A 26,348-nucleotide genomic window follows, 5' to 3' on the forward strand; every position below is an offset into this window, starting at 1 on the left:
GCCAAGCCAGATGAACTGGACCAGGCAATATCCGGGGTGGGCGATGTTTGCCGCGATGATCGGGCTGCTCGCCTTTCTCTGGGGGATGGCGGTACCGCTAGCGGCGGCACCGGCGCCGATCGGGCCGGCGGCCGAGCAGTTCGCCGACGGGGCGAGGGTCACCGTCGGGCTGACGTTGATCGCCGGCACCGTCGGCGTGCTCATCGGCGTCCTCGCCGGGCTGGGCAAGCTGTCGAAGTTCTGGCCGCTGCGCTGGCTGTGCGACAGCTACGTCTGGCTGATTCGCGGCACGCCCCTGTTGCTGCAGATTCTGTTCGTCTGGCTGGCATTTCCCCTGCTGATGCCGGAGGGCATCGAGCTGTCCGACTTCGCCTGTGCGGCGATTGCCCTTTCGCTGAATATCGGCGCCTACAACACCGAATGCGTCCGCGCCGGCATCCTCGCCGTTCCGCACGGCCAGGTGGAGGCGGCGCGCGCGCTGGGCCTGACCCCCATGCAGACCTTCATGGACGTCGTCCTGCCACAAAGCATGCGTGTCGCGCTGCCCGCGCTGGCCAACAACCTGGCTTCGCTGGTCAAGGATTCGTCACTGGCCTACGCGATCAGCGTCGTCGAACTGACGATGGTCGGCTACCGGGTGCAGGCCGAGAGCTACCAGCCGATCCCGGTCTTCGTCACCGTGGCTGCGATCTACCTGATCCTGACCACCGCCTTCACGACGCTCACGGCAGCGCTGGAAGCGCAGCTCGATGTGGGCCAGAAGCGTTGATGAGGGCGTCGGCATGAACACCCAGGCTGAATTGCGGCCGATCATCGAAGCGCGCCAGGTGACCAAGCGTTTCGGTACTTTTCATGCGCTGAAGGACGTTTCGGCGACCTTCTACGAGGGGCAGGTGACGGCGATCGTCGGCCCTTCGGGCTCGGGGAAATCGACTTTTCTGCGCACCCTGAATCGCCTCGAAGCGCATGATTCTGGCGACATCGTGATCGACGGCATCGTCCTCAACGACAACCTGAAAAATCTTGACGCCATCCGCCGCGAGGTCGGGATGGTGTTTCAGAGCTTCAATCTGTTCTCGCATCTGACCATCCTGCGCAATGTCTCGCTGGCGCCGATGCGGGTCAGGAAGATGAGCAAGACCGACGCCGAGGCCAAGGCGATGAACCTGCTCGAGCGGGTCGGCCTGAAGAACCAGGCGGCGAAGTATCCGGTGCAACTGTCCGGTGGTCAGCAACAACGGGTGGCCATCGCCCGTGCGCTGGCGATGGACCCCAAGGTCCTGCTGTTCGACGAGCCGACCTCGGCGCTGGACCCTGAAATGGTCAACGAAGTCCTCGCCGTGATGCGTGAACTGGCCTATAGCGGCATCACGATGCTCGTCGTCACGCACGAGATGGGCTTCGCCCGCGAGGTTGCCGATCGGATCATCTTTTTCGACGAAGGCGTCATCCTCGAAGACACGACCCCCGAGAGCTTCTTCTCGAACCCGGATCACGACCGCGCCAAGGCCTTCCTGTCACAGGTGCGGCACGGCTTTTGATCGGCGCTTCAGTGCTGATTGACTGATTTATTCGCAAGCTCTCGGGGTTAGCGGCGCGATCTGGACGGCGATGATGCAGGCCAGGATCAGCGCACACCCGGCGATGCCGCTCGCGTTCAGGCGATCATTCATCAGCAGGAAGCCGAACAGGGCGGCGAAGACCGTTTCGGCGGAGAGGATGATCGCCGCGTCGGCCGGCTGCGCATAGCGCTGTCCGACGACCTGCGCGGTGAAGCCGATGCCCACCGAGACGACCCCGGCATAGACGATGGCCAGCGAAGCCTGGTGAATCCCGGCCAGGGTGATCGTTTCACTGCCTGCGGCCCAGATCAGGCTGATCACGCCGCAGACCAGGAACTGTCCGCAGGCGACCAGGAAGGGTGCCGCCATACGCTCGGCGATCCTGCCGACCAGGAGCACATGCAGGGCCCAGAACACGCTGCTGGCAATCACCCAGGCATCGCCGACCACCGGATCGACTTCCGCGGCGCCCGAGAGCAGCCAGGTCCCGGCCAGGCAGCCGATCGACGTCGGCCATACCGACCAGTGCGGCCGCGTCCTGAGAATCAGCCAGGCGAGCAGCGGCACCAGCGGTACATAGAGCGCGGTCAGGAAGCCGGCGTTGGTGACGCTCGTACTGACCAGGCCGATCTGCTGGAAAGCCGCGCCGAGCATCAGCAGAACGCCCAGCAAGCCGACGCCGATCGCGTCGGTAGGTAGCGGTCGGGCGCCGCGCGATGACAGCGCGCACCACTCGCGCCACGCCAACGGGCTGACGATGGCCGTGCCGAGGAGGAAGCGAATGCCGGTGAAGGTCAGCGGTTCGACGCCGGCCATGCCCTCTGCCTGGGCGACAAACGCCGAACCCCAGATCACGGCGACGGCGAGCAGCAAGAGGTTGGCCCGAAAGCGATTCAAGGTGGCGCGTCCCTGAAAAAGCGGCTCAGTTTAGTCGTCTGCCAGCGGCAATGCCACCCCGGCCTTGCCCGCAGCGGATCGCAACGACATGTTCGGATCCTGTCCGCCGGCTTACAGCCCCAGCGTCATCGCACTCAGGGAGTCGCCACCTTCGCCGAGAATCTCTTCGAAGAGCTGCTGGTAGGGCGCGCATTCCTCGAAGTCATCGATGATCAGGCGCGCACGGGCGTGGTCTTGGTGGAAGCGAACGAGTGCGTGTCGGCCGTCGGCGATGAGCAGCGAATCCTTGCGTGCATCGAGATGCGGCGGCGAGTGGATGATCGTCATCGCCGGCGCATAGTCGGTCAGCAGCATCATCAGTAAGGGGCTGTGTTGGCGGACGAAATCGGTCTTCTGCACGATGATCGTCAGCCGCGTCGTGGGTTGCCTGGCGCGCAGCAAGCGACGCAGGGCAGCGATTCTCTCGGGACGTTCGAGTTTGAGCGGCGACAGATTCTCATCAAAAACCAGTAGCGCGGTGGGGGACAGGTCGAGGATTTCCTGTACCGCGCTGTCGTGTTCGCTCCAGGTGGTGATCAGCTTGCTGGTCATTGGTGGCGGTCCGTTTGTTTGCTGCCGAAGCACACATAGTAACAAACGTGCCGGGAAGCAAGAGGGCAGCGCTTGCTCGGCTCCGGCTGGCCGGCCCAGGGACAGGACCGTCGCTGCGTGCTACAATCCCCATCTTTTCAAGGCTTGTGAGGCGTACGATGTTTTCCGCTAAAGACACCCTGGCGAAAGTGGACCCCGAGATCTGGCAGGCGATACAGAACGAAAATCGTCGTCAGGAAGAGCACATCGAACTGATCGCTTCCGAGAACTACGTCAGCCACGCGGTGATGGCCGCGCAGGGCTCGCAAATGACCAACAAGTATGCCGAAGGCTATCCCGGCAGGCGTTACTACGGCGGCTGCGAGCACGTCGATGTGGCCGAGAAGGTGGCCATCGAGCGCCTGAAGAAGCTGTTCGGCGCCGAGGCCGCCAACGTGCAGCCAAACTCGGGGTCGCAGGCCAATCAGGCGGTCCTGATGGCCTTTGCCAAACCTGGCGATACGATCATGGGAATGAGTCTGGCGGAAGGCGGTCACCTGACGCATGGCATGGCGCTCAACATGTCGGGCAAGTGGTTCAAGGTCGTCGCCTATGGTCTCGACCAGCATGAAGCGATCGATTACGACAAGATGGAAGCGCTGGCCCGCGAGCACAGGCCACGCATCCTGATCGCCGGCGCCTCGGCGTATTCCTTGCGCATCGACTTCGAGCGTTTTGCGAAAGTAGCTCAGGAGATCGGCGCGATTTTCATGGTCGACATGGCGCACTACGCTGGCCTGATTGCTGCCGATTGTTACCCGAGCCCGGTGCCCTACGCCGATGTGGTGACCTCGACGACGCACAAGACGCTGCGCGGGCCGCGCGGTGGCGTCATCCTGATGAAGGCCGAGCACGAAAAAGCGATCAATTCGGCGGTTTTTCCAGGGCTGCAGGGTGGCCCGCTGATGCACGTGATCGCTGCCAAGGCGGTGGCCTTCAAGGAAGCACTGACGCACGGTTTTCGCGCTTACCAGGAGCAGGTGATCGCCAACGCCCGCGTCCTGTCGCGCGTCCTCTCGGAGCAGCGGGGCCTGCGCATCGTCTCCGGTCGTACCGAATCGCACGTTTTCCTGGTCGATCTGCGCGCCAAGAACATCACCGGCAAGGAAGCCGAAGCCGCGCTCGGTGCAGCGCACATCACGGTCAACAAGAACGCGATCCCGAACGATCCGCAAAAACCTTTCATCACCTCGGGCATCCGCGTCGGTTCGCCGGCGATGACCACGCGCGGCTTCACCGAGATCGAATCCGAGCAGGTTGCGCACCTGATTGCCGATGTGCTCGATTCTCCCGGCGACGAAGAGGTTCTCCGTCGGGTGCGCCGCGAGGTGTCGGCGCTGTGCTCGATCTACCCGGTATATGGTCCGTCGGCGGGATGAAGTGTCCGTTCTGCGCCGCTGACGAAACGGCGGTCGCTGACACCCGGATCAACGACGATGGCGACATCGTCCGTCGGCGGCGACGCTGTCTCACGTGTGACAAGCGGTTCACGACTTACGAGCGGGCAGAACTGCGGCTGCCGCAAGTCATCAAGAAGAATGGTTCGCGGGTCGACTTCGATCGCGAGAAGCTGGCCGCCAGTCTGACTCTGGCGCTGCGCAAGCGGCCGGTGAGCGCCGAGGGGGTCGAAGCGGCGATTGTGCGCATCGAGGAAAAGCTGCTGGCCCTTGGCGAGCGTGAAGTGGCCTCGGAGAAGGTCGGCGAGCTGGTCATGCGCGAGTTGAAGAAGCTCGACAAGGTGGCCTACGTTCGCTTCGCCTCGGTCTATCGGAATTTCGAGGATGTAGACGAGTTTTCGCAAGTCATTCGCGAAGTCTCCCTTTCGCCGCAGCCTCTGGGTCGTTGATGGCGCAGGGTTTCAGCGTCGCCGACCACGATTTCATGGCGCGTGCGCTCCGCCTTGCCGAACTCGGTTTGTTCACGACCACCCCCAATCCGCGTGTCGGTTGCGTCATCGTCAGCGAGGGCCGCGTCGTCGGTGAAGGTTGGCATCTGCGTGCCGGCGGCCGCCATGCCGAAATTCACGCCTTGCAGGCGGCCGGCGAGGCGGCACGCGGGGCAACCGTCTATGTGACTCTCGAACCGTGCAGTCACCATGGCCGCACGCCACCTTGCGCCGAAGCACTGCTGGCGGCGGGAGTGACGCGCGTCGTCGCGGCCATGGAGGACCCCAATCCGCAGGTGGCGGGACAGGGGCTGGCGATGTTGCAGCACGCCGGGGTGCTGGCCGAGTGTGGCTTGATGGCTGCCGAGGCGCGGGAGATCAACATCGGCTTCGTCGCCCGCATGACGCGTTCGCGTCCATGGCTGCGCCTGAAACTCGCCGCCAGCCTCGACGGCAAGACGGCGCTCCAGAATGGCGCCAGCCAGTGGCTGACCGGCGCGGCGGCAAGGCAGGATGGGCATCGCTGGCGCGCGCGCGCTTGCGCCATCCTGACCGGCATCGGCACGGTCCGCCACGACGACCCGCAGCTCAATGTGCGCGGTGTTGACCTGCTGACGAGTGCTTTCCATGAAAGTCGCGCCCGCGACTCACAAATCGCCCCTCTCTCGCATGCGGGAGAGGGGCCGGGGGAGAGGGGAACGGTCACCACTTCCGTCGTCGCGGGTGTCTTCAGCAGTGATGGCCGTTTGCGTCAGCCTCTGAAGGTGCTGGTCGACAGCCGGCTTGAACTGTCGCTGGACGCCAGGGTGTTGTGTGATGGCCATGTCCTGGTCGCCGCTGCACTGGCTGATCAACGCAAGATCGAGGCGCTTGCCGAGCGTGGCGCCGAAGTCGTGTTGCTGCCCGGGCCCGGCGGGCGGGTCGATCTGCTCTCGTTGCTCAAGGAACTCGCCCGGCGCGGGATCAACGAAGTGCATGCCGAGGCCGGTTTTGCCCTGAGTGGTTCCTTGCTCGCTGCCGACCTGGTCGACGAATTGTTGCTCTACCTGGCGCCCTGTCTGCTCGGTGACGCTGCGCGCGGAATGTTCGACCTGCCGCCGCTCGAATCACTGGCCGGCCGGCGCAATCTGGCCATCCACGACTTGCGCTCGCTGGGCCCCGATCTGCGCTTGCTGGCCCGTTTCAACCAGGTTTAGGGCGCCCACCATTCCTTTGCCGAAGGGGTCAATGACTGATTCGCGCCCGCGCAACGCCTTGTGGGCGGCCTATGAATACCTGGCCATGGCGCTGGGGCTGGGCACACTGGCGCTGATCTGCCTCTTGTGGCTGCCGTTCGCGATGCTTCTCGATTGGCTGCTGCCGCGCCGTATCGGCCAGCCCCTCGGGCGCTTCGTCGCCCGCATCTGCTTCCGGGTCTACCTCGGGATTCTCGGCCTGCTCTGTGCCTGCCGCTTCGATCTCGACGACCTCGATCGCTTGCGCGACGAGGGGCCCCTGGTGCTGGTCGCCAATCACCCGTCGCTGCTCGACGCGGTGCTGGTGCTCGCTCGCGTTCCCAATACCGTCTGCGTGATGAAAGCAGCGCTGATGGACAACCCGCTCTTTGGCGCGGCGGCACGGCTGGCGCACTTCATCCGCAACGACAGTGCGCTGGCGATGATCACCAGCGCCAGCGGGGAACTACGGCGCGGCGCTTGTCTGCTGATTTTCCCCGAGGGTACGCGGACCACCACCTTTCCGGTCAACCCCTGTCTGCGAACTGCCGGCGTGATCGCCCGTCGCAGCAAGGTCGCGGTACAAACGCTGCTGATCGAATTCTCGACGCCCTACCTCGGCAAGCACTGGGGATTGTTCACCAGGCCGATTTTGCCCTTGCACTGCCGCATCCGTCTGGGACGCTGCTTTGCTCCGCCACAGAACGCCGCCGCTTTCACGATCGAGCTGGAGAGCTATTTCCGCGCCGAACTGACCCAGCCGGCGTTCGCTGTCCGCGGCGCGCAGGCGGATTCTTCCCATTCCCGGCGCGCGCACTGATCGCCATTGCCCTTCATGCCCGCGCCGTCATCGACCCATCTGGTCATCATTCCGAGCTACAACCCCGGCGCCCAGGTTGCCGACACGGTACGTGCCGCGCGCGCAGAGTGGGCGCCGGTGTGGGTGGTCGTTGACGGCAGCAACGACGGCAGTTGCGAAACCTTGCAGGACCTCGCCCGCGACGACGCCGGGCTGCACGTCATCGTGCTGCCGGAAAACCGCGGCAAGGGAGCGGCGGTTCTGGAAGGAATCGGCCAGGCGCGTGCCGCCGGCTTCACGCACGCGCTGACGATGGATTCCGACGGCCAGCATCCGACCGATCTCATTGCCGACTTCATGGCTGCCTCGCTGGCCCGCCCGCAGGCCATGATCCTCGGCAAGCCGGTCTTCGCAGCCGACGCGCCGGCGCTGCGCGTCAATGGCCGAAAAGTCTCGAACGCCTGGGCGAATCTCGAAACGCTGTGGATGGGAATCGGTGATTCACTCTACGGTTTTCGCGTCTACCCGATCGAACCGCTGCTGCGGATCATGCACGCCAACCGCTGGATGCGCCGCTTCGATTTCGACCCGGAAGCCGCCGTGCGCCTGTGCTGGGCCGGCGTAGCGCCGCTCAATCGCGCCGCGCCGGTGCGCTACCTGCGCCGCGAAGAAGGCGGCGTTTCGCATTTCCGCTACCTGCGCGACAATGCCCTGCTCACCTGGATGCATACCAGGCTCATTCTCGGCTTCCTCCTCCGCCTGCCACGGCTGTTGGTCAGGAAGTTGGCCGGCTGAGATCCAGTCGGTGATCTGAACAAGTTCGCGCCCATGCCGCCAGGCGCGACTTTCACATTAAGCTCACCTGAGGAGCAAGGGTCTTTACAGAAACAATGCGAATGATTATCATTGAGCTCCCAAGAGACCTTTCCAGGATGTCGCCATGAAACGCCTGTTGTCGCTCACCGTGCTGTTGCTTGCTGCTACCGCCACCTTGGCGGCCGTCGATGAATTCACGCTTACGATCAAGGATCACGCCTTTGTGCCGAAGGAGATCACGCTTCCTGCCGGAAAGAAGGTCAAGCTGTTGGTGATCAACCAGGATGCCACCCCGGCAGAGTTCGAGAGCAAAGCGCTGGGCCGGGAGAAGGTCATACCCGGCAAGTCCACCGGGACGGTCAACCTTGGCCCCTTGAAACCAGGCCGCTATCCCTTCGTGGAGGAATATCACGAAAACGATCCTGCCGCCCAGGGCGTGATCATCGTCGAGTGAGCCACTGAGCAGGAGAGCCCATGTTTGCCGCAGCCCTCATCGTTTTTCGTGAGTCCCTCGAAGCCGCTTTGATCATCAGCATCATGGCGGCCGCTACGCGTGGCATTCCTTCGCGCGGACGGTGGATGCTGGCCGGGGTGTTGGCCGGACTCTGCGGCGCGACGGTCGTGGCAGCGGGCATGGGAGCGATGTCCGATATGGCCGAAGGGATGGGCCAGGAGCTGTTCAATGCCGCAATCCTGATCCTGGCGGTCGGGATGCTTGCCTGGCACAACATCTGGATGTCGATCCATGGCCGCGAAATGGCCGCAAAAGCGCAGAGTGCTGCGCGTTCGGTCAAGGAGGGGACCCGTGAAGGCTCGGTAATCTTTCTGGTCATTGCCCTGGCGGTGTTGCGCGAAGGCGCGGAAACGGTGCTCTTCCTGTATAGCCTGGCGACCAGCAGTGAGGATGGTTTGCGCACCACGATTGGCGGCGGCCTGAGCGGTCTGGCAGCCGGATCGCTGGTCGGCGTTCTCCTGTACGCTGGATTGCTGCGCATTCCGCTGCGCTGGTTCTTCTCGATTACCGGAGTTCTGGTCATGCTGCTCGCTGCCAGCATGGCCTCGCAGGCGGCGCGTTTCCTGATTCAGGCCGACCTCCTGCCGAGTTATGGCGCCCCGTTGTGGGATACCTCGGCGACCCTGTCGCAGACCTCAGCGCTGGGACTTCTGTTGCATGGGCTGATCGGCTACGAGGCGCAACCGGCCGGCATGCAGATCATTTCTTACGTGATGGTGCTGCTGGCCATCGCCGCCGGGATGTACTGGGCGGGTTCTCGCAAGCGACGTGAAGCACGGCAGCACACGCTGGCCGATGCCCATTAAATGGTCTGACAGCGGGAATCCAGTCGAGCTATCATCTTGTCGACAGTATCGTGGTTGCTGGCTCAGGCGGCTTTGAGCGCGGATTCGATCAGGGTGCGAGCCAGCCGCGCCTGCCGGGTGCGGGATTCGGCGAGGTCGGACTTGAGGCGGTCGCAGAGGGCCATCAGTTCGTCGACTTTGGCGACGATGCGGCGTTGCTCGCTCTCGGGAGGCAAGGCAATTGGAATGCTGTTCATTTTTGCCTGATTCATTTTCGGTTGAGCTGTACCGGTAACATAGGGCTTCAAGTCAATCGCATTGATGTAAAGCTCAATGAATCGAAGGAATCCCTCGGAAATACCATCGAGCACGTGGGCATGGTTATTTACCCAATACTGACCGCGTGCAATAAAGGCGATAGGAGTTGAACGGTTAACTAGGTTTGCGCCGTCCTCGCCGATCAGCAGCAGGGGTTTGTCGAACAAGTAGGAGTCGATTTTGTCGATTACACCCGATGCGCCGTAATAGTCATAGAATTTCGCGCGGGTGCTGCGCTCATCTTTCGATACTGGAATACGCTCACTGTCCCGCGAAACCATGATTTCGCCGAACGGAACCCAAGCCCAGTTAAACGGAGCGGGGGCTGGTGCTTCGTCAATTGGAATAGGTGTAACCGTAGTGCCTCCACGGTATTTTTCATTTTTTAGGAACCACTTTTTCTCCACCGCAATCCGCTTGAGCAGTTCGCTCGCCGGTTCGTCGTTGGGGTCTTGCGGCACCAGCTTGCCCATGACGGCGAGCTGGAGGATGCTTTGCTTGAGTGCGTCGAGGCTGGCTTCGGTACTAAAGAGGGTGTCGAAGTGCTGGCTCAGGCGTTGCCAGTTGGCGGCGAGTTCGGCTGCGTCGCGGCTTTTCGCGAGTGTGCCGAGCAGGGTGTCGACGAGGGTGGTATGGGCATTCGCCGCGTCCGCCTGCTCCGCCTCCAGCCGATCGCATAGGGCCATGAGTTCATCGACTTTGGCGACGATGCGGTGTTGCTCAGCGAGGGGCGGGAGCGGGAATGGATTGAGTTCGAGAAACCCCTTCGGCAGCCGTTTCTGGCCCGCCGTTCCGGTCATGCGTGTTTCGCCGACCAGCAAGAACATTGGTGCCTTGAGGTATGCCAAGACAAAGCGTGGCACCAAGGTCTGAGCGAAAGGGCGAACGATGTGCAGTTCAGTTGTTCCTGCACCGAGTCCGTTTTGCAGCTTCGCAAACACGCAAGCCTTGCTGTTCTCGAAGCAGGGTGTGATCTTTGCGACGCCAATGTCGCCTTCGGCGAAATGAGTAAAGCCTTGCTTGATTTCGCCCCACTTGCGAGGCTCTTGTGAGTGTGCTCCGTCGAAACCAGTGCCAATCATGGCCATTGGGACAAACGATGCAATGGTCGAGTCCGCCGCGGAGTTCCTCGGGTTGATAAGCGATACGGCAGCCAGTCGGGACCATTCCCACCCACTCGGTAGTGCAGACGGTTGCTCATCCTCGGCCACTGCTGCCAAAGGTTTGTCCTTCCTGATCTTCCCTGTCGCCATCAGCCGCGCCTTTTCCTTCGCAATCCGCTTGAGCAGTTCGCTGGCCGGTTCGTCATTCGCGTCTTGCGGCACCAGCTTGCCACGTACCGCCAGTTCGAGAATCAGCCCGCGCAGTTTCTGGATACCACCGGGGGCGCTGGCGAGCAGAGGAAGGTGTTCGCTCAGGCAAGCACTCACGCGGCGTGGGGGTGCTGTGCGGCTTGCGACCCAAGGTAGAGTGTGTCGTAGCTCAGGTCGATTTCACCTGGCCATTCGACCGAGCCGGCAACGACCTTGACGAGCTTGAAGAGCGAAGGATTCTTCAGTCGCACGAATACGCCGCGTTCAAGGTAGGGCGTTACGTCGAAGATGCGTTCGTCGCCATTTTCAAAAGTCAGTAGCAGGCGATGGTCGGGCAGTGCTGAGGCCGCTTTGACATAGGGGTTCATGTGGGGAGATCTCCTACTTTAGTCAGTTCAGTGGCGCGATCTTGACCGGCTCTTCGCCATTGACGGCAAGCTGCCAATCGGCCGTCAACTCGTCACGCCGAAGCTCCATCCAGGCTTGCACGAGCCGCAGTTGTTTGCGCGGCAGGGTGCCTTGAATCAGATCGGCACTCTCTATCGCAAAGACCGCCTTGTTGCCCTGGTATTCGGCATGAATATGCGGTAGATGATGCTGCTGGTTGTCAAAGAAATACATGCGGATGATGATGCCATAGAAAGCGCTGAGAATTGGCATGGTCAGTAATCCTGTTGTGGTGCCAGAAAACAGGCCGGCACGCGCTATCGCTTGCTCAAGCAAGTGGGTGACGATTAGGTCCTTGTCATCGTTCGCAAAAGCGCGGTTGAAGCGAGCCGCGATATCGTCGGGAACATCAACTGTCAGTGTTGCCTTCTTCGTCATCTCGCCCCCTTCCGCCAGTGCCATTTGAACCATTGCCGCAGTGATTTCACCATGGCCTGCATCGTCGAACATTCGCCGTATCCTTATGGCCGATTCGTGCGCGGCTTGCGCCACGCGTTTGATATCATATCCCGCTTGGCCGTCAGTTGCCTCTTGACTTGCCAAAATTCAGCCGGAATCGGGTCGGGCGCTTTACCTGTCGGCGGCGTCACAATTGGTCTCCAATGCGGCGGCGAGCACCGCCCTGAGCTGATCGCGGGTACTGGCGATTCTCTGCTGCAGCTTCGCATAGTCGGCAAGCAGTTCCTCCGGGTCGTGGACGATGGCGTCCGGGCTGTGCGGGTTCCTGATGTCGAGGTTGTAGTTGCGTGCCCTGATCTCTTCGGCGCTGACTTTCCAGGCGTGCTCGTTCTCGACGCGCTCGTTCCACCACGCTTTCTCGGCGTCGAACTCCTCGATGCGCATCGGCTTGGTCTTGTTGTAGTTCTTGACGCCCGGCGGATAGGGATGCTCGTAGAACCAGACTTCCTGCGTCGGCGTTCCCTTGCTGAAGAAGAGCAGATTGGTCTTAATGCCGGTGTAGGGGCTGAAGACGCCGTTCGGCAGCCGCACGACGGTGTGCAGATTGCAGGTTTGGAGCAGTTGCTCCTTGATGCGCGTCTTGATGCCCTCGCCGAACAACGTGCCGTCGGGCAGCACCAGCGCCGCGCGGCCGCCGTCCTTCAGGAGGTGCATGATCAGCACCAGGAAGAGGTCGGCGGTTTCGCGCGTGCGGAAGGTGGCCGGGAAGTTGTTTTCGATGCCGTCTTCTTCCATGCCACCGAACGGCGGGTTGGTGACGATCACGTCGACGCGGTCCCTCGGCCCGTAGTCGCGCAGCGGGCGGGCGAGCGTGTTGTCGTGGCGGACGTTGGTCGGTACGTCCAGCCCGTGCAGGATCATGTTGGTGGTGCACAGGAGGTGCGGCAGGGGCTTTTTCTCGACGCCGTGGATGCTCTGCTGCAGCCGATGCTCGTCGTCGACGGTCTTCACCTGGTGCCGGCGCAGGTGTTCGATGGCGCAGGTGAGGAAGCCGCCGGTGCCGCAGGCCGGGTCGAGGATCTTCTCGCCGAGCTGCGGGTCGACCCTATCGACGATGAACTGCGTGATCGGCCGCGGCGTGTAGTACTCGCCGGCGTTGCCGGCGTTCTGCAGGTCGCGCAGGATCTGCTCGTAGAGGTCGCCAAAGAGGTGACGGTCCTGCGCCTTGTTGAAGTCGACGCCGCCGACGATCTTGTTGATCACCTGACGCATCAGGTGGCCAGACTTCATGTAATTGTAGGCGTCTTCGAAAACGCTGCGGATGACGAAGCCGCGTTTGTCGTGCTGCGCCGGCTGCAGGTTCTTCAGCGTCGGGAAGAGGCGGTTATTGACGAAGTCGAGCAGTTCGTCGCCGGTGATGCCTTCGGCGTCGGCAGCCCAGTTACGCCAGCGCAGGGACTCGGGAATCGGCGAGCGGTAGTCGCCATCGTTCGCTTCGAGCAGCTCGTACTCGCTTTCCTTATCGTCGTAGATCTTCAGGAAGAACATCCAGACGAGCTGGCCGATGCGCTGTGCGTCGCCATCGACGCCGACATCCTTGCGCATGATGTCCTGGATGGTTTTGAGGGTGGTGCTGATGGACATGGCGTGGGCGGCTCAGAGGTTGTGAAAAATTTGCCGCAGCCCCACCTGACCGTCATTCCCGCGCAGGCGGGAATCCAGTGCGTGTTCATTATTTGCTTGAAAACAATGAGATAAACAGGCTGGATTCCCGCCTGCGCGGGAATGACGAGATACCGAACCGCGATTCACTGATTTATTCACAGGCTCTCAGGCGTAGAGTTGTTGTTCGAGATCACGGACGGCCTTGAGGTAGGCCGGTTTGCCGCCGAAGGCGCGGACCAGCTCGTGCGGGGTGCCGAGCTGGCTGAAGGGGTCGAGGGTGAGGACGCCGATGTTTTCGAGGTCCTGAATGCCGGCATCGGCGTACTTGTCCAGCAATCCGGCGAGGACACGCTGCGCCTGCACGCCATATTGGCTGAAAACGTCGCGCTTCCTGATCTGCTCCACCCGTTCTCGCCGCGAGAGCGGCGGACGGTCAAAGGCAACGTGGCAGATCAGGTCGAAGGGGTCGAAGGTCTTGCCGTATTTCTTGCCGACTTCATCGGCCAGCGCTTCGAGCAGTACGCCCTGGGCTTCCAGCTCTTCGAGGACGACCTGCTTCCGGTCAGCGCTTGTCCAGCGGCGCAGGAAGTCATCGAGCGAGGCGAACTCTTTGCGCACCGCACGGCGGGTGTAGTCCTTGAGCGATTCGGTGATCAGCCGGCCGTCGGGGCCGTAGTACTGCACCCGCTCGGCGACGACGTAGACGGTGACTTCGCCGCCGATTACGTATTTGATACGCTTTTCCCCCGGCGCTTCCGGCGGCAGCAATGGCAGCAATGGCAGCGGCGGATCGGGCGGCGGCAGAATCTCTTCTTCTCCTCGCAGATCAGGCTCATCGGGAGGGACCGGAGACTCATCGACTTTCGGCTCGAAAATCTGCGCTGGATCGCCATCGAAGGCCGGGTCGGCAAACAGCTCGGTCGCCTTCTTGAAGTCCATGATGGTGAACCAGTATTTGCCGAAGTCCTCGTTGATGCGGGTACCGCGACCGATCATCTGCTTGAATTCGGTCATCGACACGATGCGCTGGTCGAGGACGACGAACTTGCACGTTTGCGCATCGACGCCGGTAGTCAGCAGCTTGCTGGTCGTGGCGATGACGGGATAGCGGCTTTCCGGGTCGATGAAATTGTCGAGTTCGGCCTTGCCTTCCTTTTCGTCGCCGGTGATGCGCATCACGTACTTGCGGTTTTCCCTGATGCGCTCGGGGTTCAGATTGACGAGCGCCTGGCGCATGCGCTCGGCGTGGTCGATGTCCTCGCAGAAGACGATCGTCTTGGCGTAAGGGTCGATGGCCTTGAGATACTCGGTGATCTTGCGGGCGACGAGTTCGGTGCGCAGTTCGAGGATCAGCGTGCGGTCGAAATCCTTCTGGTTGTAGATGCGGTCTTCGATCAGCCTGCCGTTCTTGTCGGTCTGGCCTTTTTCGGGGCGCCAGCCCTGGAGATCCTTGTCGATGTCGATGCGCACGACCTTGTAGGGCGCCAGGAAGCCGTCGTCGATTCCCTGGCGCAGCGAGTAGGTGTACACCGGTTCGCCGAAGTAGTGGCTGTTGGAAACCTCGCGCGTCTCCTTGGGCGTCGCGGTGAGACCGATATGCGTGGCGCCGGAGAAGTAGTCCAGTACTTCACGCCAGGCCGAATCTTCGGCGGCGCTGCCACGGTGGCATTCGTCGATGACCACCAGATCGAAAAAGTCCGGCGAGAACTGCCGGTAGATGTTCTGCTCTTCTTCGGTGCCGGTGACGGCCTGATACAGCGAGAGGTAAATCTCGAAGGCCTTGTTGGCCTGCCGGTTCACGATCTTGGTCATGGCCGGACCGAAGGGCTTGAAGTCGTTGGTCCGGATCTGGTCGACCAGGATGTTGCGGTCGGCGAGGAAGAGGATTCGCTTCTTCGCCTTCGCTTTCCACAGCCGCCAGATGATCTGGAAGGCGGTGTAGCTCTTGCCCGTCCCGGTCGCCATCACCAGCAGAATGCGCTTCTGCCCCTTGGCGATGGCTTCGATACTGCGGTTGATGGCGTTGACCTGGTAGTAGCGCGGAGCCTTGCCGCTGCCGTCGTCGTAGTACGGCGTTTCGACCGTTGTGCGCTTTTCGCTGCTGGCGATGCCCTTCCAGCAGCAATAGCGCTGCCAGAGTTCCTCCGGGCCGGGGAATTCGTCGAGGGCAAGTTCCTGCTCGATCGGGGTGCGTTGCCCGGTTCTGTCGTGCATCAGAAAGCCGTCGCCGTTACTGCTGAAGGCGAAAGGCGTGTCAAGCGTCTCGGCGTAGCCCAGCGCCTGCTGCATGCCGTCGCCGAGCGTGTGCTTGTTGTCCTTGGCCTCGATCACGGCGATGGGCAGGTTGGGAGCGAAGTAGAGGACGTGGTCCGCGCGCTTCTGCTGGCCCCGGCTGTGCAGCTTGCCGCGCACGATGACGCGCCCTTTGGTGAAGCTGACCTCTTCCCGGACCTGCGTCGCGAAGTCCCACCCCGAGCGCTGCAGCGCAGGGTTGATGTATTGCGTGCAGATGTCTCGCTCGGAGAGATTCTTCTTGTCTGGCACTCGGGACAACCTGTGGTGATGATGGTATCGCTGGTTGCCCGGCATACTACGCGAGCATTGCCCGGCATGGAAGGCAGAACGCCTGCGTTGCCAACCGTTCACCTTCCTCCGACAATTATCGACAGGTTGATGGCACCATGCCGCTCGACATAGCTGCCGAAGCGAGTCACCACCGCCTGGTCGCTGCGAAAATAGCGAGAGAGGATGTCGGTATCAACCAGCATCGGCTTCATCAACACGCCTCCTGACGAATTGACGATGCTGCGGCTCCTGGCGCGCGGCTTCGAGTGCCTTGAATTTTGTGGCTTCCTTCTCCGCGTCGAAGTCGCCAACTCGCCTTCCGCCGAACGCTGTCCGACGCCGTCCCTCGCGTTCTGCTTCGAATGCTGCGAATTCTTCGTCGCTCATGTCCGCCCAGCACCTGGCAAAGCGGGCAATCATGGCCTGTGCAGCTCGCCAGTCCCGCTGCTGCTTGACGATTCGCGCTCGGCGTAGAAAATCTCTTCGATTTTCTGCGCAAACATCGCATCGACGTCGTCTGGCACAAGCCGTTCACCTGTGGCGATATCCAGCTTGCGGAGCTCTTTCTTTTCCAGCTCCAGCGGTATCAGGCGGCAGACCGGCTTGCCTGCCTTGACGATGATGATTTCCTCTCCGGCAGCGGCCTGCTCGACGAGCTGCGAGAACTGGGTCCTGGCGGCGTGGATGTCGATGGTTTGCATGCTGGCCTCCTTCGGGTAAGCGATGGACCAAGTTTAGTCCAACGACCACGGCGTGGGTGAATGATAGCCGCATCCACGATGCACCCAGTCATCATGCCGGGATGCTAGATCAGCCCGCCGTTGATCGAGATGACCTGGCCGGAGATGTAGGCTGCCTGCGGCGACGCCAGGAAGGCGACCAGGTCGGCGACTTCCTCTGGCTTGCCGGCGCGCTGCATCGGCACCAGCGTCTTGATCGCTTGGTCATTGAAAGTGCTCTCGCTCATCGCGGTGGCGATGATCCCCGGCGCAACGACGTTGACCGTGATTCCGCGGCTCGCCACTTCCAGCGCCAGCGCCTTGCTGGCAGCGTGCAAAGCGCCTTTGGCCGCCGAGTAATTGACCTGACCGCGGTTGCCGGTGATTCCGGCCAGCGATGAAATGTTGACGATTCGCCCCCAGCGGGTGCGGATCATCGGCAGGATTAGCGGCCTCGTCACGTTGAAGAAACCATTGAGCGAAACGTCGATGACGCTATCCCACTGTTCGCCGGACATGCCGGGAAAGACCACGTCGGCGTGGATGCCGGCGTTGTTCACCAGGATCTGGATTGGGCCACCGGTGAGGAGGTCGGCGAGCGCCGCGCCGCTGAGCCCGCGGTCGGTGACATCGAAAGCGACCGCTTCGGCGCTGCCGCCGCTGGCGACGATTTCACCGACCAGCGCGGCCGCCGTTTCGTGGCTGCGGTTGGCGTGCACGATCACGTGGCAGCCGTCGGCCGCCAGCCGCCGGCAGATTGCCGCGCCGATGCCGCCGCTGCCGCCGGTGACCAGCGCGCGTTTCATGACCGCGCTGCGCTGATCATCGCCTCTGCGTTGAGAACGACGGTGGCGCGCCCTTCGACGAGACACCGGCCGGCGTGACCGAGCGAGAATCGGTAGAGGATGAACTGGCCGTCGCCCGCGATGCACTCGGCGTAAACGCTCAATTCGCCCGACAGGTCGTCGAGCCGGGCGACGTGCAGAGTGACGCCGCGCAGGCTGGTCAGGTAGCCGTGGCGAGGGCCGTTGTCGGCATCGCTGGCCCCGGCGGCGTCGGCAAGCAGCGCGCCATGTACCGCCATTGCCTGCGCCGCGTACTCGATGCCGATGGCTGCGCCCAGGCGGCCGTCGGCGCGCAGCGGGTTGGCCGGGTCGGTATGGCTGACGGCGCGGCAGGAAATGGCCGCCGCTGACCAGTCGATGACCGCATCGAGCAGACACATCGCGCCGTGGTGCGGGATGTGGGCGGCAATCCAGTCGCGGTCTAGCACGCTTCGACGTCCACGCCTAGTTGCGATGGCGGCAGGTAGTCGAGGCAGACGCTGTCGCTGCCGCCGTTGGCGTCCCTTTCACTCCCACTCTCGCGCCTGGCCAGCAGTTGCAGCAGCGGCAGGCTGCGCAGCGCCGGAATCGTCGTGCGCAGACCTTCGAGCATGGCATCGGGCAAGGTCGTCGCGGCCTGCTGCGTTGGATAGAGCGTGATCCGGGCCAGCGAGCGCGGCGTTCTGGCGGGTACCAGCAGCAGCGCCACGCCGGCGCAATCGGGAATCGGCCGCTTGCTGTGCAGAGGCTCCGGATATTCGCTGTCGTAGGCGATCAGCAGGGTTGGCCGTCGATCGACCAGCACCTGCGCAAGTGCGTCGAGCAGGCCGGCGCCAAAGCTCGCGTCGAAAGCGCACAGGACCTGACATGGCGCCATCGAGCGGGTGGCGATCCCCCAGTAGCCGGCGGCGGCGTTATGGACGGAATTGTGGAAACGGGTCGGCGAAATCCGGCGGTCGGCAGTCGCCAGTTGCTCGCACAGCGCGTGGCAGTTGTGGCCGTCGGCGCCGGAGGCGGCGAAAACGGTCGCCAGATCGCCGAGATTGGCCGCCTCAACGGCTCCGGCAGCCGCGGCGGCTTCCAGTCCGAGCGCCAGGGCCAGCCTGACGACGCGGCTGGCGCGACGGCGTTCGGCCGGCGGCAGCAGGCTGGCGACCGGAAGGAGCGACGGCGCTGCACGGTACGTCTCTTCGCCGCGCAGCACGGCGCGCGCCGTCGGCCAGTCGGGCAAGCCGGGAGCGAGGAAGCCGACGCCGTCGATCCAGGCGCAAAGCGACTCCTGGCTCACGGCGTCAGGCCGAGAACGAGGCTGCAGTTGCTGCCGCCGAAGCCGAAGGAATTGCTCAGCACGCGGCGAACGCGGCCGGAACGTGCCGCGAGCACGTAGTTCAGCGGCAACGCCGGGTCGGGAGTCGCGGTATGTGGGCTGCCGGGCAGCAGGTCGTCGGTCAGCGCCAGTGCGCAGATCAGCGCTTCGACGGCGCCGGCAGCGCCTAGCGTGTGGCCGGTGGCACCCTTGGTCGAGCTGCACGGGACGTGGGCATCGAAAAGCGCGCCTACCGCCCGGCCTTCGGCGGCGTCATTGGCCGGCGTCGCGGTGCCGTGCAGGTTGATGTAGTCGATGTCGGCCGGCTCAAGGCCGGCCGAGCGCAAGGCTGCCGCCATCGCCAGGCGGGCGCCGAATCCTTGCGGGTGTGGCGCCGACATGTGGTAGGCGTCGCTCGATTCGCCATAGCCGAGCAGGACAAGCGAACCCCGCGGCGCTGCGCTCGGGAGGGCTTCGAGCAGCGCGAAAGCAGCGCCTTCGGCCACCGAGATTCCCTTCCTCGCCACGTCGTACGGCCGGCACGGGTGGCTGGAGGTGAGTTCGAGCGCAGCGAAGCCGTACAGTGTGGTCAGGCACAGCGAATCGACGCCACCGACCAGCGCGGCGTCGATTCTGCCGCAGGCGATCTGCCGCGCCGCAGCGGCAAAGGCCTTGGCGCTCGACGAGCAGGCGGTTGACACGGTCGCCGCCGGGCCTTCGAGGGCAAAGTAGTCGCGGGCGAATTCGGCCAGCGAGAAGAGATTTTGCGTGCTGTGGTAGAGAAAATCGGCGGGCAGTGCGCCGGTCTGCGGATCACGCCGGCGGTAGGCGAGTTCGGCGTGCAGGATGCCGGCGGTGCTGGTGCCGAGGAAGACACCGACGCGGTCCGGGCCATAGCGGGCGCTTGCCGCGCGCACGCTTTGGTCAAGACCGTCGCTTTCGAGGGCGAGCTGCGCCAGGCGGTTGTTGCGGCAATCGTAGCGAGCGAGCGGCTCCGGCAGCGTCTGCTCGTCGACGCCCGCCACCTCGCCGACCCAGGTATCGAGGTCGACGCTTTCGAAAGCGCAGGGTGCGAGGCCACTGTCCCCGCGGCGCAGGCTCGACAGCGTGGCGGCAAGCCCGCGGCCGAGCGAGGTGGTCAGCGTGTAACGCGACAGAAGCAGGGGCGTCAAGAGAGTCCTTCAGTTGGTCAGCTCCGGATAGTAGCAGAGGACCATTCAGCTTGATCTCAAGCTCAGGGCAGCAGCCAGCGTGACCGGTTCGAGGCGATTCTCGGCGATCGTCTGCAGCAACTGCGGCAACACGGTGAGGAGGACCGCTTCGCCCGCCTGGCTGCGGGCGGCGTTGCCGTCGTGCAGCAGGAGGATGTCGCCGGGGCCCAGACCGCGGGTCAGGCGTTGGCAGACGCGCTGCGGATCGCCTTCGCGGGTGTCGTAGGCGCGCCGCGTCCAGGCAGCGAGTCGTAGATCGAGCTGCGCCAGCACGGGGTCGAGCAGCGGGCTGCGCAGCCCGGCCGTCGGCCGGAAGAAACACGGCGCCTGGCCGGTGATGTCGGCCAGCGTCGCCTGCGCGGCAGCGATGTCGGCGCGCAGGCGACGCATTCCGAAGGTGGCAAAAATGAGCGAGTGTGAGTCGCCGTGGTTCTCGACGCGATGGCCACGGGCGACGATTTGTCGGCAGAGCGCGGGAAAACGTCGGGCCCGGTGACCAATGCAGAAGAAGCTGGCGCGGGCGCCGGCAGCGTCGAGCAGGTCGAGAACGCGCGGGGTGACCTCCGGATCAGGGCCATCGTCGATGGTCAGCGCAATTTCACGGCGCGCGCTGGCGGCTGCCGGCAAGCGGATCAGGTTGGCGCCAAGCAGGGAACTGCGCGGCAGCAGCCCGGCGGCGGTGAGTAGCGCCTGGTTGGCAGCAAAGGCGCCGAGTGCCCACGGCCAGACGCCCGGCGCCAGCAGCGCGCCAAGCGCTGCTCCAGCGTGCACGGCGAACGAAATCCGCAGCGTCGGCGAGGGTCTCCAGGCTTGCGGCATGAGTGTCAAAGTGACCGAAGTCGACCGATCAGCGGCCGGGTGCCGCTGATTTTGCCGGTGGCCACGCCGACGGTGCGCAGCGTCATTGCCGGCGCGCCGCCGGTGCGAAGCATGCCGAGAGAACGAGCGCCAGGATCGCACCCGGGCCGACGGTGACGCCAAGTGCCTGCAGGACGGGTACCTTGGCCATGGCCAGCGTACCGAAGCCGATCGTCGTCGTCAGGCAGGCGACCAGCATCGAAGCGGCGGTCCGCGGTTCGCGCTGCAGGTGCTCGCCGATGCGGTCGAAGAAAAGCGCGTAGTTCGAGCCGACGGCGACGATCAGCAGCAAGCCGATGAGGTGCAGAAGTTGCAGGCGAACGCCAGCGAGATGAAGGCCGGCGGTAACGATCAGCACCGCCAGCAGGAGCGGCACGATGACTCCGAGCACACGACGCGGCGAGCGCAGCGTCGCGGCGAGCAGGCCGACGATGGCGGCCAGGCCGATTAGCGAGAGCAGCCTGGCCTCGGCGAGGTACTGGGTATAAAGGCCGTCAAGCTCGCTTTTCAGGTCGATCACCAGCGCGCCGGAGCCGGCCAGCGCCGCGCGCAGGGCGTCGGCGTCGATCGCGCGCGCGTCCTCGCCCGGCGGCGAGCGCACCGGCAGCAGCACGCTCCAGCCGCCGTCGCCTTGCCGCAGCAGAGCGTCGACGGCCAGCGCCAGCGTCGTCCCGTGCAGCGCTTGCGGCCCGACGGGCGGCGCGACGCGCGCGGCGTCGACGTCGCGCAGGAAGGGGTCGAGCTTGCCGGCGGCGAGCGGCGAACCAGCCAGCGCTCGCGGCAGGCGCTCGCGCAGTTCGGCGACCGTCGGCAGGCTGGCGCGCCGCGCCGCCTGCGTCGCCTCGCTGGGCAGATAGCGGGCTGGCGAGTCGTAGCCGCCAATGACGCCGGCGGCGACCAGGCGGTCGAGTTGGTGGCCGGCACGCTCGGCGGACTGCAGGGCGTTTTCGCGGTCGGCGGCGCGAAGAACGATCAACAGGCGCGCGTCGGGCGCGCCGAGTTCGGCGCGCAGCGCGCTGTCGGTGGCCAGGTCTTCGGCGCTGGCGGTGGATAGCGCCGAGAGTTCGCTGTTCCACCACTCGCCGCGATTGGCCAAGAGCAGCGCAGCGGCGAGTAGCGCGAGGAGCAGCACCGGCCAGCGCAGCCGGCGCAACCCGGCGGCGACTTGCGCCACGGAATGGCCGAGCGCGTCGAGGTCGCGTGGCGCGCTACCGGCCGGAACCAGTTGCGGCAGGACGAAGCGGGTGACGGCGGCGGCCGTGACCAGACCGCTCAGCGCATAGAGGCCCAACTGGGCGAGGCCGGGAAAGCCGGAGAAGAGGAGAACGCCAAATCCGCAGACTGAGGTCAGCATGCCGAGGCGGACCGTCGGCCAGAAACGGGAACGCCAGGCCAAGGCGTCGTTGCGCTCCGCCTGGACGAAGTAGTAGATCGAATAATCGACCGCCTCGCCGATCAGCGCCGAGCCAAAACCGACGGTGATCCCGAAGACCGTTCCGCAAGCGAGGCTGACCGCGACGACGCCGGCCAGCGCGCCGCTGGCGACCGGCAGCAGGCCGAGGCTGACCAGCGTGAACGAGCGATAGACGAAGAACAGCAGGGCGACGATGGCGAGCGCGCTGATCATGGTCAGCCGCGTCACCTCTTCCTTGATCATCGCCCGGGCGTGCACCGCAAAGACGCCGGGACCGGCAATTTGCAGGCTGAGATCAGCAGCCCCGGCGGCGCTGGCCGCCGCAGCGAACGCTGCGCGGGCGGCGTCGATGGCCGTGGCCTGTCCATCGGTGTCGGAGCCCAGGGCAGCGGTCTGCGCCAGCAGCAAGGCTCGCTCGCCGTCGCGAGTAGCCCAGACTCCTTCGCGGCTGTTCGGCTGCCTGCCGGAATCGAGCCCGGCGACAAGGCCCGCGAATTCGCCGGTCGGGTCCTGCGGCAGCAGGCGTTTGACCAGCAGGCCAACGGGCGAAGCGAGGAGGTCGATGCTCTCGCCGATCGCGGCCCGCAGGCCGGTGACGCTGAAGCGCTGAGGTGTTACAGCCGGACTCAGAACGTAGCGATGAGCGAAGAGATACTCCTGGTCGGTGGCCAGGCCCTGTGTTTCGCCATTGTTGACTGCGGCAAACTCGGGTCTGCTGGCCAGCCGCGCGCGCAGGTCGTGCGACAGCGCCGCGCGCTGGCGCGCGTCACCGCCAGCGACGGCAAGCATCAGGAGCCTCGCTACCGCGCCTTCCGTCAGTTGCTCGACCAGGACCTGCTGCGTGGCGTTCGGGTGCGCCGGCAGGAAGAACGAGATGTCGGCCGAGAAACGGCTGTTCCAGACGATTGCCGCGCCGGCGAGCATGGCCATCGACCAGAGCAGCAAGGTGCGGCGGGCGGTGGTGGTCACTGGTCGGGAAGGGGTTCGATGCGTATCAGCGCCCGGTCGCCGTCGGTCTGCAGGTATTCGATGCTGCGGATGCTGTTGCGCTGGCCGGTAAGGGTGATTTTCTGAACGATCGCGGCAATCGCCGGCGCGCTGGGCAGCAGCGTCAGCGTCCAGTGCTCGCGGCTGCCGGCCAGGTGCAGCGCGTAATGCTTTTCGAGCGCCTGGCGGTTGCCGGTGAGCGCGCCGCGGATGCTGTCGACGAAGGCCAGGGCTTCCGGCTGGCTGGCCAGATCGACGGCGAGCTTCTGCCGGTCGCGCGCTATCGTCAGGCGGTCCTTGTCGAGCAACAGGGTTTCCGGGCGCGGAGTCAAGGTTTGCTTTTCCAGCCGGTCGGGCGCCGTGAAGCGCATTTCGCCGGTTGAAACGAGCGGCTTGTCGAGCAGCGCGAGGTACCTGGTCTCGACGAAACGCACCCTGCCGCCCCCTGCTCCAGCCAGTTCGTCCATCAACTGCGGCAGATCCCAGGCGGCCAGCGCCGGGATCGCCAGCGAGATCATCAGCAGGCCAGCGGGCAGCCGCTTCATCGAGCTTTCTGCCAGAAGTCGAAGAAGTTGAACCAGTTGTCGGGGGCAAGACGGCAATAGTGTTCGAGGCGCGCCACGTAGAGGGCCTGCGCCTCGCCGATGACCCTGTTGAGTTCACCGGGTGGCACCTGCGAAAAATCGGTCAGCAGCTCGAAGTGGATACGGTAGCGGTTGCCACCCTGGTACAGCCCGGTCATGAAGAACGCCGGCCGGCGGAGCAGCGCGGCAACGCGAAAGGGCCCGATCGGAAAGGCTGCCGGCTGGCCGAGGAAGTCGTGTTCCAGCGTCGTTTCGTCGGCCAGTCCGCGGTCAGCAAGCATGCCAACCAGGTAGCCGCTGGCGAGCTTGTCGCGGACTTCGAGCATCGACTCCAGGCGGCCCAGGGCAATGATGTCCCGGCCGGCGGCCGGGTTGATCGCCGCCAGCGCGGCGTTGATCTTGCGCGCATTTTCCTCGTACATCAGCATCGCCACCTTGAGCCCGGCGCGTCCGCGGCCGACGGCGCGCAGGACTTCGAAGCTGCCGAGGTGAGCGCCGATCAACAGCACGCCCGGCTGCCTGGCGAGCGCGGCGTGCACGGCTTCGGCACCGTATACCTCGATGTCGAACAGGTCGAAGCGGTCATTGAGCAGGTAGATGCGGTCGTGGATCGTACTCGCAAACGACAGGATGTGGCGATAGGCGTCCGACCATTCGGCGCGGTGGCCGAGGGCACGGCCGAGATAGAGCCGGCTGGCGCGCCGCGCTTGCGGTGCAAGGAGCAGGAAGTAGAGCGCGATCGCGTAGAGGAGCAGGCGTCCGATCCGTCGCCCCAGCGTCAAGGAAATCCACACCATCAGGCGCAGGATCGGGAGATTGCTGCGTTCCCGCTGGCGCAGCCAGGCGGCGCTCGCCTGCCGGCTCATGGGGTGGCTTGCAGGCGACCGGCAGCGACTTCATGCGCGTTTGCCCGGATGGAGAAGGCGATCACTGCACCGGCGCCTGCCGGCGCTTTGTCGTACGCTCTTGCGTGCACTCTCTCGTGCAAGTGGTAAGCGAGCTTCTCGCCGGGGCCGACCGGACGATAGAACTTTGCCTCGGCGATCTGCCAGGTGATGGCCGATTTTCCCGAGAAGGCTTCAGCGAAGAGCAGCACTCGGTCGAGCAGGACGACACCGGGAACGATGGGACTGCCGGGGAAATGCCCGGCGAAGGCCGGGTGGCCGGCAGGAACGATCCATTCGAAATCAGCGCGGCGCATGGCGCGCTTGGCGGCCGAGTTCATGGCCTCATTGCTTGATGGGTTTCATGGGCTGCATGCGCTGCGTACAGCACCTGCATTTGCGCGCGCGGCAGCTTGCCGATACGGTTGCGCGGCAGCGAATCGACGAGCCACAAGGGGCGGGGCAGGAAAACGGCATCGACCCGCTGGCGCAGTTGGGCGAGCAGTTGCCGCTCGCTCAGTTGCGGCGCGACGGCGAAGGCGCACAGGCGCGTGATGCTCTCCGGCGAGGCTTCGTCCGGCTGAAAGAACGCGCCATCGACGACGCCGGGAATGGCGGTGAGCTGGTGGTCGAGATAGGCAAGGGAGCTACGCTTGCCGGCGACGTTGATGACATCCGCGTTGCGGCCGAGGAGCATGAAGCGCCCGTCGGGCAACAGCTCGATCTCGTCGGCAAGCGCCACCGGCACTTCGATGTGGCCGCCGGAGGCGACGATTGCGTGCGCTTCGCGTTGCAGGCAGACGCCGTCAAGCGGTAGCCACGCCGGGTCGACCAGCAGGCGCCGGCTGGCCACCTGGCCGGTTTCGGTACAACCATAGATTTCATCGACGGGCGCTGCGAGACGCGACTCGGCCGCCGCGGCGAGCTGGCTCGACAGCGGCGCGGTGGCCGACAGCAGCCGGTTCACCGTCGGCAGTTCGACCTCGGCCGCGAGGACAATGCCGAGATGAAAGGGCGTGGTGACCAGCATGCGCGGCGGTGGCACGGCCTGCAGTGCGTCGGCCACGTCCTGCGGATAGAACGGCTTGCCCGACCAGAACGGTGAGTTGCCGTGCATGGCGAGCAGCACCGTCGATTCGAATCCGAACATGTGCTGCGCCGGAACGGTGCCGACGATGCTGTGACGCGGCCCGGCCAGCAGTCCGAGCCGACTGGCTTCGGCCCGCGCATTGCGGACCAGCGATCCCCACGACTTGTCGTGGGCTACCGGCAGGCCAGTCGATCCCGAGGTATAGACCGTGATCGCCACCAGCTCACTCGGAATGTCCGGGATGCCGTCGATTTCTTCAGGGTCGACGATCGGCAAATCGGGAAAGTCGAAACGTGGCAGGTCGAGGCTGTCGAAAGGGCCGTCGAACGGGCTGTCGCAGAGGCAGAAAATGGTGGGACATTGGCGCTGGATCTGGCGCAGCGTTGCCGGTAATTGTGAGGTCGGCAAGAGGCTGCTGCGCCCGTCGAGCAGCCCGGCCGCCAGCCCGACCGTAAACCGATAGCGATCCCGGCAGAGATTGAGGAAGCGCCGTCCCGCGGGCAAGCGCTCGGCCAGCGTCGCGGCCGCGGCGAGGAAGCTGCGCACCGTCACCGGGCCGCTGGGCTGGTAGGCAAAGATCTCGTCGAGGCTGGCGTGCGCCAGCAGCGGCACATGGCTCATCGGCCGTTGGCCAGCGCGCGCGGCTGGCGGCGGCTCCGGTC

Annotated in this window: 29 protein-coding genes; 9 read left to right on the forward strand and 20 right to left on the reverse strand. The window is 64.4% G+C overall.

Features of this window, described 5'->3' with window-relative positions:
- The first annotated feature begins 10 nt into the window (after nucleotides 1–10).
- Both ACCAA_RS13945 and ACCAA_RS13950 read left to right on the forward strand, forming a co-directional pair.
- Nucleotides 11–769 carry an amino acid ABC transporter permease gene (locus ACCAA_RS13945; protein WP_186407857.1) on the forward strand — a complete coding sequence of 253 codons (759 nt, stop codon included), beginning with the start codon at nucleotides 11–13 and terminating at the stop codon, nucleotides 767–769.
- Between the two features lie 13 nt (nucleotides 770–782).
- Nucleotides 783–1,541 (forward strand): amino acid ABC transporter ATP-binding protein, encoded by a 759-nt coding sequence (locus ACCAA_RS13950; RefSeq protein ID WP_281193199.1) that lies wholly within the window; start codon nucleotides 783–785, stop codon nucleotides 1,539–1,541.
- Nucleotides 1,542–1,568: 27 nt separating this feature from the next.
- On the opposite strand, the gene ACCAA_RS13955 is transcribed toward ACCAA_RS13950, so the two are convergent.
- Together ACCAA_RS13955 and ACCAA_RS13960 are read right to left on the reverse strand one after the other, a co-directional pair.
- The gene (locus ACCAA_RS13955; RefSeq protein WP_186407858.1) at nucleotides 1,569–2,459 is read right to left on the reverse strand and encodes a DMT family transporter; all 891 of its coding nucleotides are present in this window, start codon (nucleotides 2,457–2,459) and stop codon (nucleotides 1,569–1,571) included.
- A gap of 111 nt (nucleotides 2,460–2,570) precedes the next feature.
- Nucleotides 2,571–3,050: a DUF7931 domain-containing protein gene (locus tag ACCAA_RS13960; RefSeq protein WP_186407859.1), complete on the reverse strand. Its 480-nt coding sequence runs from the start codon at nucleotides 3,048–3,050 to the stop codon at nucleotides 2,571–2,573.
- Nucleotides 3,051–3,208: 158 nt separating this feature from the next.
- On the opposite strand from ACCAA_RS13960, the gene glyA reads away from it, so the two are divergent.
- The 7 genes from glyA to ACCAA_RS13995 all read left to right on the forward strand — a co-directional run bounded on the left by glyA (nucleotide 3,209) and on the right by ACCAA_RS13995 (nucleotide 9,123).
- Nucleotides 3,209–4,468 (forward strand): serine hydroxymethyltransferase, encoded by a 1,260-nt coding sequence (glyA, locus tag ACCAA_RS13965; protein ID WP_186407860.1) that lies wholly within the window; start codon nucleotides 3,209–3,211, stop codon nucleotides 4,466–4,468.
- The gene (gene nrdR / locus ACCAA_RS13970) at nucleotides 4,465–4,935 is read left to right on the forward strand and encodes a transcriptional regulator NrdR (RefSeq protein WP_186407861.1); all 471 of its coding nucleotides are present in this window, start codon (nucleotides 4,465–4,467) and stop codon (nucleotides 4,933–4,935) included. Before glyA ends, nrdR begins: the two co-directional genes overlap by 4 nt.
- Nucleotides 4,935–6,170 carry a bifunctional diaminohydroxyphosphoribosylaminopyrimidine deaminase/5-amino-6-(5-phosphoribosylamino)uracil reductase RibD gene (gene ribD / locus ACCAA_RS13975; protein WP_186407862.1) on the forward strand — a complete coding sequence of 412 codons (1,236 nt, stop codon included), beginning with the start codon at nucleotides 4,935–4,937 and terminating at the stop codon, nucleotides 6,168–6,170. Before nrdR ends, ribD begins: the two co-directional genes overlap by 1 nt.
- Before the next feature lie 31 nt (nucleotides 6,171–6,201).
- A complete protein-coding gene (locus ACCAA_RS13980) occupies nucleotides 6,202–7,008 on the forward strand; it encodes a lysophospholipid acyltransferase family protein (RefSeq protein ID WP_186407863.1) in 807 nt (268 codons plus the stop codon).
- Nucleotides 7,009–7,023: 15 nt separating this feature from the next.
- Nucleotides 7,024–7,782: a glycosyltransferase family 2 protein gene (locus ACCAA_RS13985; protein WP_186407961.1), complete on the forward strand. Its 759-nt coding sequence runs from the start codon at nucleotides 7,024–7,026 to the stop codon at nucleotides 7,780–7,782.
- Between the two features lie 145 nt (nucleotides 7,783–7,927).
- Nucleotides 7,928–8,257 (forward strand): cupredoxin domain-containing protein, encoded by a 330-nt coding sequence (locus tag ACCAA_RS13990; RefSeq protein ID WP_186407864.1) that lies wholly within the window; start codon nucleotides 7,928–7,930, stop codon nucleotides 8,255–8,257.
- A 20-nt stretch (nucleotides 8,258–8,277) separates the two neighbouring features.
- Nucleotides 8,278–9,123, forward strand: coding sequence for an FTR1 family iron permease (locus ACCAA_RS13995; RefSeq protein WP_186407865.1), 846 nt, complete (start codon nucleotides 8,278–8,280; stop codon nucleotides 9,121–9,123).
- 62 nt (nucleotides 9,124–9,185) lie between these two features.
- Here ACCAA_RS13995 and ACCAA_RS14000 read toward each other — a convergent pair whose 3' ends face one another.
- The 18 genes from ACCAA_RS14000 to ACCAA_RS14080 form a co-directional block, all read right to left on the reverse strand.
- On the reverse strand, nucleotides 9,186–10,850 hold the full coding sequence (locus ACCAA_RS14000) for a restriction endonuclease subunit S (protein ID WP_186407866.1): 1,665 nt from the start codon (nucleotides 10,848–10,850) through the stop codon (nucleotides 9,186–9,188).
- On the reverse strand, nucleotides 10,847–11,101 hold the full coding sequence (locus ACCAA_RS14005; protein WP_186407867.1) for a DUF2442 domain-containing protein: 255 nt from the start codon (nucleotides 11,099–11,101) through the stop codon (nucleotides 10,847–10,849). The genes ACCAA_RS14000 and ACCAA_RS14005 overlap by 4 nt, the downstream gene beginning before the upstream one ends.
- A gap of 22 nt (nucleotides 11,102–11,123) precedes the next feature.
- Nucleotides 11,124–11,630 (reverse strand): DUF4160 domain-containing protein, encoded by a 507-nt coding sequence (locus tag ACCAA_RS22625; RefSeq protein ID WP_342674059.1) that lies wholly within the window; start codon nucleotides 11,628–11,630, stop codon nucleotides 11,124–11,126.
- A 120-nt stretch (nucleotides 11,631–11,750) separates the two neighbouring features.
- Nucleotides 11,751–13,223, reverse strand: coding sequence for a type I restriction-modification system subunit M (locus ACCAA_RS14015; protein ID WP_186407868.1), 1,473 nt, complete (start codon nucleotides 13,221–13,223; stop codon nucleotides 11,751–11,753).
- A gap of 186 nt (nucleotides 13,224–13,409) precedes the next feature.
- On the reverse strand, nucleotides 13,410–15,788 hold the full coding sequence (gene hsdR, locus ACCAA_RS14020; protein ID WP_245754580.1) for an EcoAI/FtnUII family type I restriction enzme subunit R: 2,379 nt from the start codon (nucleotides 15,786–15,788) through the stop codon (nucleotides 13,410–13,412).
- A gap of 98 nt (nucleotides 15,789–15,886) precedes the next feature.
- Complete coding sequence (locus tag ACCAA_RS22510; protein ID WP_281193200.1) at nucleotides 15,887–16,021, reverse strand: PIN domain-containing protein; 135 nt, start codon at nucleotides 16,019–16,021, stop codon at nucleotides 15,887–15,889.
- Entirely contained in the window at nucleotides 16,002–16,196 is a 195-nt protein-coding gene (locus ACCAA_RS14025) for a hypothetical protein (protein ID WP_186407870.1), read from the reverse strand. Before ACCAA_RS14025 ends, ACCAA_RS22510 begins: the two co-directional genes overlap by 20 nt.
- A 29-nt stretch (nucleotides 16,197–16,225) precedes the next feature.
- Complete coding sequence (locus tag ACCAA_RS14030; RefSeq protein ID WP_186407871.1) at nucleotides 16,226–16,510, reverse strand: type II toxin-antitoxin system Phd/YefM family antitoxin; 285 nt, start codon at nucleotides 16,508–16,510, stop codon at nucleotides 16,226–16,228.
- Nucleotides 16,511–16,614: 104 nt separating this feature from the next.
- On the reverse strand, nucleotides 16,615–17,334 hold the full coding sequence (gene fabG, locus ACCAA_RS14035) for a 3-oxoacyl-ACP reductase FabG (RefSeq protein WP_186407872.1): 720 nt from the start codon (nucleotides 17,332–17,334) through the stop codon (nucleotides 16,615–16,617).
- The gene (locus tag ACCAA_RS14040) at nucleotides 17,331–17,801 is read right to left on the reverse strand and encodes an ApeP family dehydratase (RefSeq protein WP_483771142.1); all 471 of its coding nucleotides are present in this window, start codon (nucleotides 17,799–17,801) and stop codon (nucleotides 17,331–17,333) included. The genes fabG and ACCAA_RS14040 overlap by 4 nt, the downstream gene beginning before the upstream one ends.
- Nucleotides 17,795–18,640 (reverse strand): beta-ketoacyl synthase chain length factor, encoded by an 846-nt coding sequence (locus tag ACCAA_RS14045; protein ID WP_186407873.1) that lies wholly within the window; start codon nucleotides 18,638–18,640, stop codon nucleotides 17,795–17,797. Before ACCAA_RS14045 ends, ACCAA_RS14040 begins: the two co-directional genes overlap by 7 nt.
- Entirely contained in the window at nucleotides 18,637–19,830 is a 1,194-nt protein-coding gene (locus ACCAA_RS14050; RefSeq protein ID WP_186407874.1) for a beta-ketoacyl-[acyl-carrier-protein] synthase family protein, read from the reverse strand. Before ACCAA_RS14050 ends, ACCAA_RS14045 begins: the two co-directional genes overlap by 4 nt.
- Nucleotides 19,831–19,875: 45 nt before the next feature.
- The gene (locus ACCAA_RS14055) at nucleotides 19,876–20,688 is read right to left on the reverse strand and encodes a polysaccharide deacetylase family protein (protein ID WP_186407875.1); all 813 of its coding nucleotides are present in this window, start codon (nucleotides 20,686–20,688) and stop codon (nucleotides 19,876–19,878) included.
- Between the two features lie 82 nt (nucleotides 20,689–20,770).
- Nucleotides 20,771–23,110, reverse strand: coding sequence for an MMPL family transporter (locus ACCAA_RS14060; protein ID WP_245754581.1), 2,340 nt, complete (start codon nucleotides 23,108–23,110; stop codon nucleotides 20,771–20,773).
- Complete coding sequence (locus tag ACCAA_RS14065) at nucleotides 23,107–23,673, reverse strand: LolA-related protein (RefSeq protein ID WP_186407876.1); 567 nt, start codon at nucleotides 23,671–23,673, stop codon at nucleotides 23,107–23,109. Before ACCAA_RS14065 ends, ACCAA_RS14060 begins: the two co-directional genes overlap by 4 nt.
- Entirely contained in the window at nucleotides 23,670–24,578 is a 909-nt protein-coding gene (locus ACCAA_RS14070) for a lysophospholipid acyltransferase family protein (RefSeq protein ID WP_186407877.1), read from the reverse strand. Before ACCAA_RS14070 ends, ACCAA_RS14065 begins: the two co-directional genes overlap by 4 nt.
- Nucleotides 24,575–24,937, reverse strand: a complete 363-nt coding sequence (locus ACCAA_RS14075) for an ApeI family dehydratase (RefSeq protein WP_245754582.1) — start codon at nucleotides 24,935–24,937, stop codon at nucleotides 24,575–24,577. Before ACCAA_RS14075 ends, ACCAA_RS14070 begins: the two co-directional genes overlap by 4 nt.
- Entirely contained in the window at nucleotides 24,934–26,307 is a 1,374-nt protein-coding gene (locus ACCAA_RS14080) for an AMP-binding protein (protein WP_186407878.1), read from the reverse strand. Before ACCAA_RS14080 ends, ACCAA_RS14075 begins: the two co-directional genes overlap by 4 nt.
- Nucleotides 26,308–26,348: the final 41 nt, after the last annotated feature.

The organism is Candidatus Accumulibacter aalborgensis, assembly GCF_900089955.1.
GTDB classification, from domain to species: Bacteria; Pseudomonadota; Gammaproteobacteria; order Burkholderiales; family Rhodocyclaceae; genus Accumulibacter; species Accumulibacter aalborgensis.

Coding starts and splice junctions, on each gene's coding strand:
- ACCAA_RS13945 (WP_186407857.1), top strand. CDS start 11: ATGAACTGGACCAGGCAATATCCGGGGTGGGCGATGTTTGCCGCGATG.
- ACCAA_RS13950 (WP_281193199.1), top strand. CDS start 783: ATGAACACCCAGGCTGAATTGCGGCCGATCATCGAAGCGCGCCAGGTG.
- ACCAA_RS13960 (WP_186407859.1), bottom strand. CDS start 3,050: ATGACCAGCAAGCTGATCACCACCTGGAGCGAACACGACAGCGCGGTA.
- glyA (WP_186407860.1), top strand. CDS start 3,209: ATGTTTTCCGCTAAAGACACCCTGGCGAAAGTGGACCCCGAGATCTGG.
- nrdR (WP_186407861.1), top strand. CDS start 4,465: ATGAAGTGTCCGTTCTGCGCCGCTGACGAAACGGCGGTCGCTGACACC.
- ribD (WP_186407862.1), top strand. CDS start 4,935: ATGGCGCAGGGTTTCAGCGTCGCCGACCACGATTTCATGGCGCGTGCG.
- ACCAA_RS13980 (WP_186407863.1), top strand. CDS start 6,202: ATGACTGATTCGCGCCCGCGCAACGCCTTGTGGGCGGCCTATGAATAC.
- ACCAA_RS13985 (WP_186407961.1), top strand. CDS start 7,024: ATGCCCGCGCCGTCATCGACCCATCTGGTCATCATTCCGAGCTACAAC.
- ACCAA_RS13990 (WP_186407864.1), top strand. CDS start 7,928: ATGAAACGCCTGTTGTCGCTCACCGTGCTGTTGCTTGCTGCTACCGCC.
- ACCAA_RS13995 (WP_186407865.1), top strand. CDS start 8,278: ATGTTTGCCGCAGCCCTCATCGTTTTTCGTGAGTCCCTCGAAGCCGCT.
- ACCAA_RS14005 (WP_186407867.1), bottom strand. CDS start 11,101: ATGAACCCCTATGTCAAAGCGGCCTCAGCACTGCCCGACCATCGCCTG.
- ACCAA_RS22625 (WP_342674059.1), bottom strand. CDS start 11,630: ATGTTCGACGATGCAGGCCATGGTGAAATCACTGCGGCAATGGTTCAA.
- ACCAA_RS14015 (WP_186407868.1), bottom strand. CDS start 13,223: ATGTCCATCAGCACCACCCTCAAAACCATCCAGGACATCATGCGCAAG.
- ACCAA_RS22510 (WP_281193200.1), bottom strand. CDS start 16,021: ATGAAGCCGATGCTGGTTGATACCGACATCCTCTCTCGCTATTTTCGC.
- ACCAA_RS14025 (WP_186407870.1), bottom strand. CDS start 16,196: ATGAGCGACGAAGAATTCGCAGCATTCGAAGCAGAACGCGAGGGACGG.
- ACCAA_RS14030 (WP_186407871.1), bottom strand. CDS start 16,510: ATGCAAACCATCGACATCCACGCCGCCAGGACCCAGTTCTCGCAGCTC.
- fabG (WP_186407872.1), bottom strand. CDS start 17,334: ATGAAACGCGCGCTGGTCACCGGCGGCAGCGGCGGCATCGGCGCGGCA.
- ACCAA_RS14055 (WP_186407875.1), bottom strand. CDS start 20,688: ATGCCGCAAGCCTGGAGACCCTCGCCGACGCTGCGGATTTCGTTCGCC.
- ACCAA_RS14065 (WP_186407876.1), bottom strand. CDS start 23,673: ATGAAGCGGCTGCCCGCTGGCCTGCTGATGATCTCGCTGGCGATCCCG.
- ACCAA_RS14070 (WP_186407877.1), bottom strand. CDS start 24,578: ATGAGCCGGCAGGCGAGCGCCGCCTGGCTGCGCCAGCGGGAACGCAGC.
- ACCAA_RS14075 (WP_245754582.1), bottom strand. CDS start 24,937: ATGAACTCGGCCGCCAAGCGCGCCATGCGCCGCGCTGATTTCGAATGG.
- ACCAA_RS14080 (WP_186407878.1), bottom strand. CDS start 26,307: ATGAGCCATGTGCCGCTGCTGGCGCACGCCAGCCTCGACGAGATCTTT.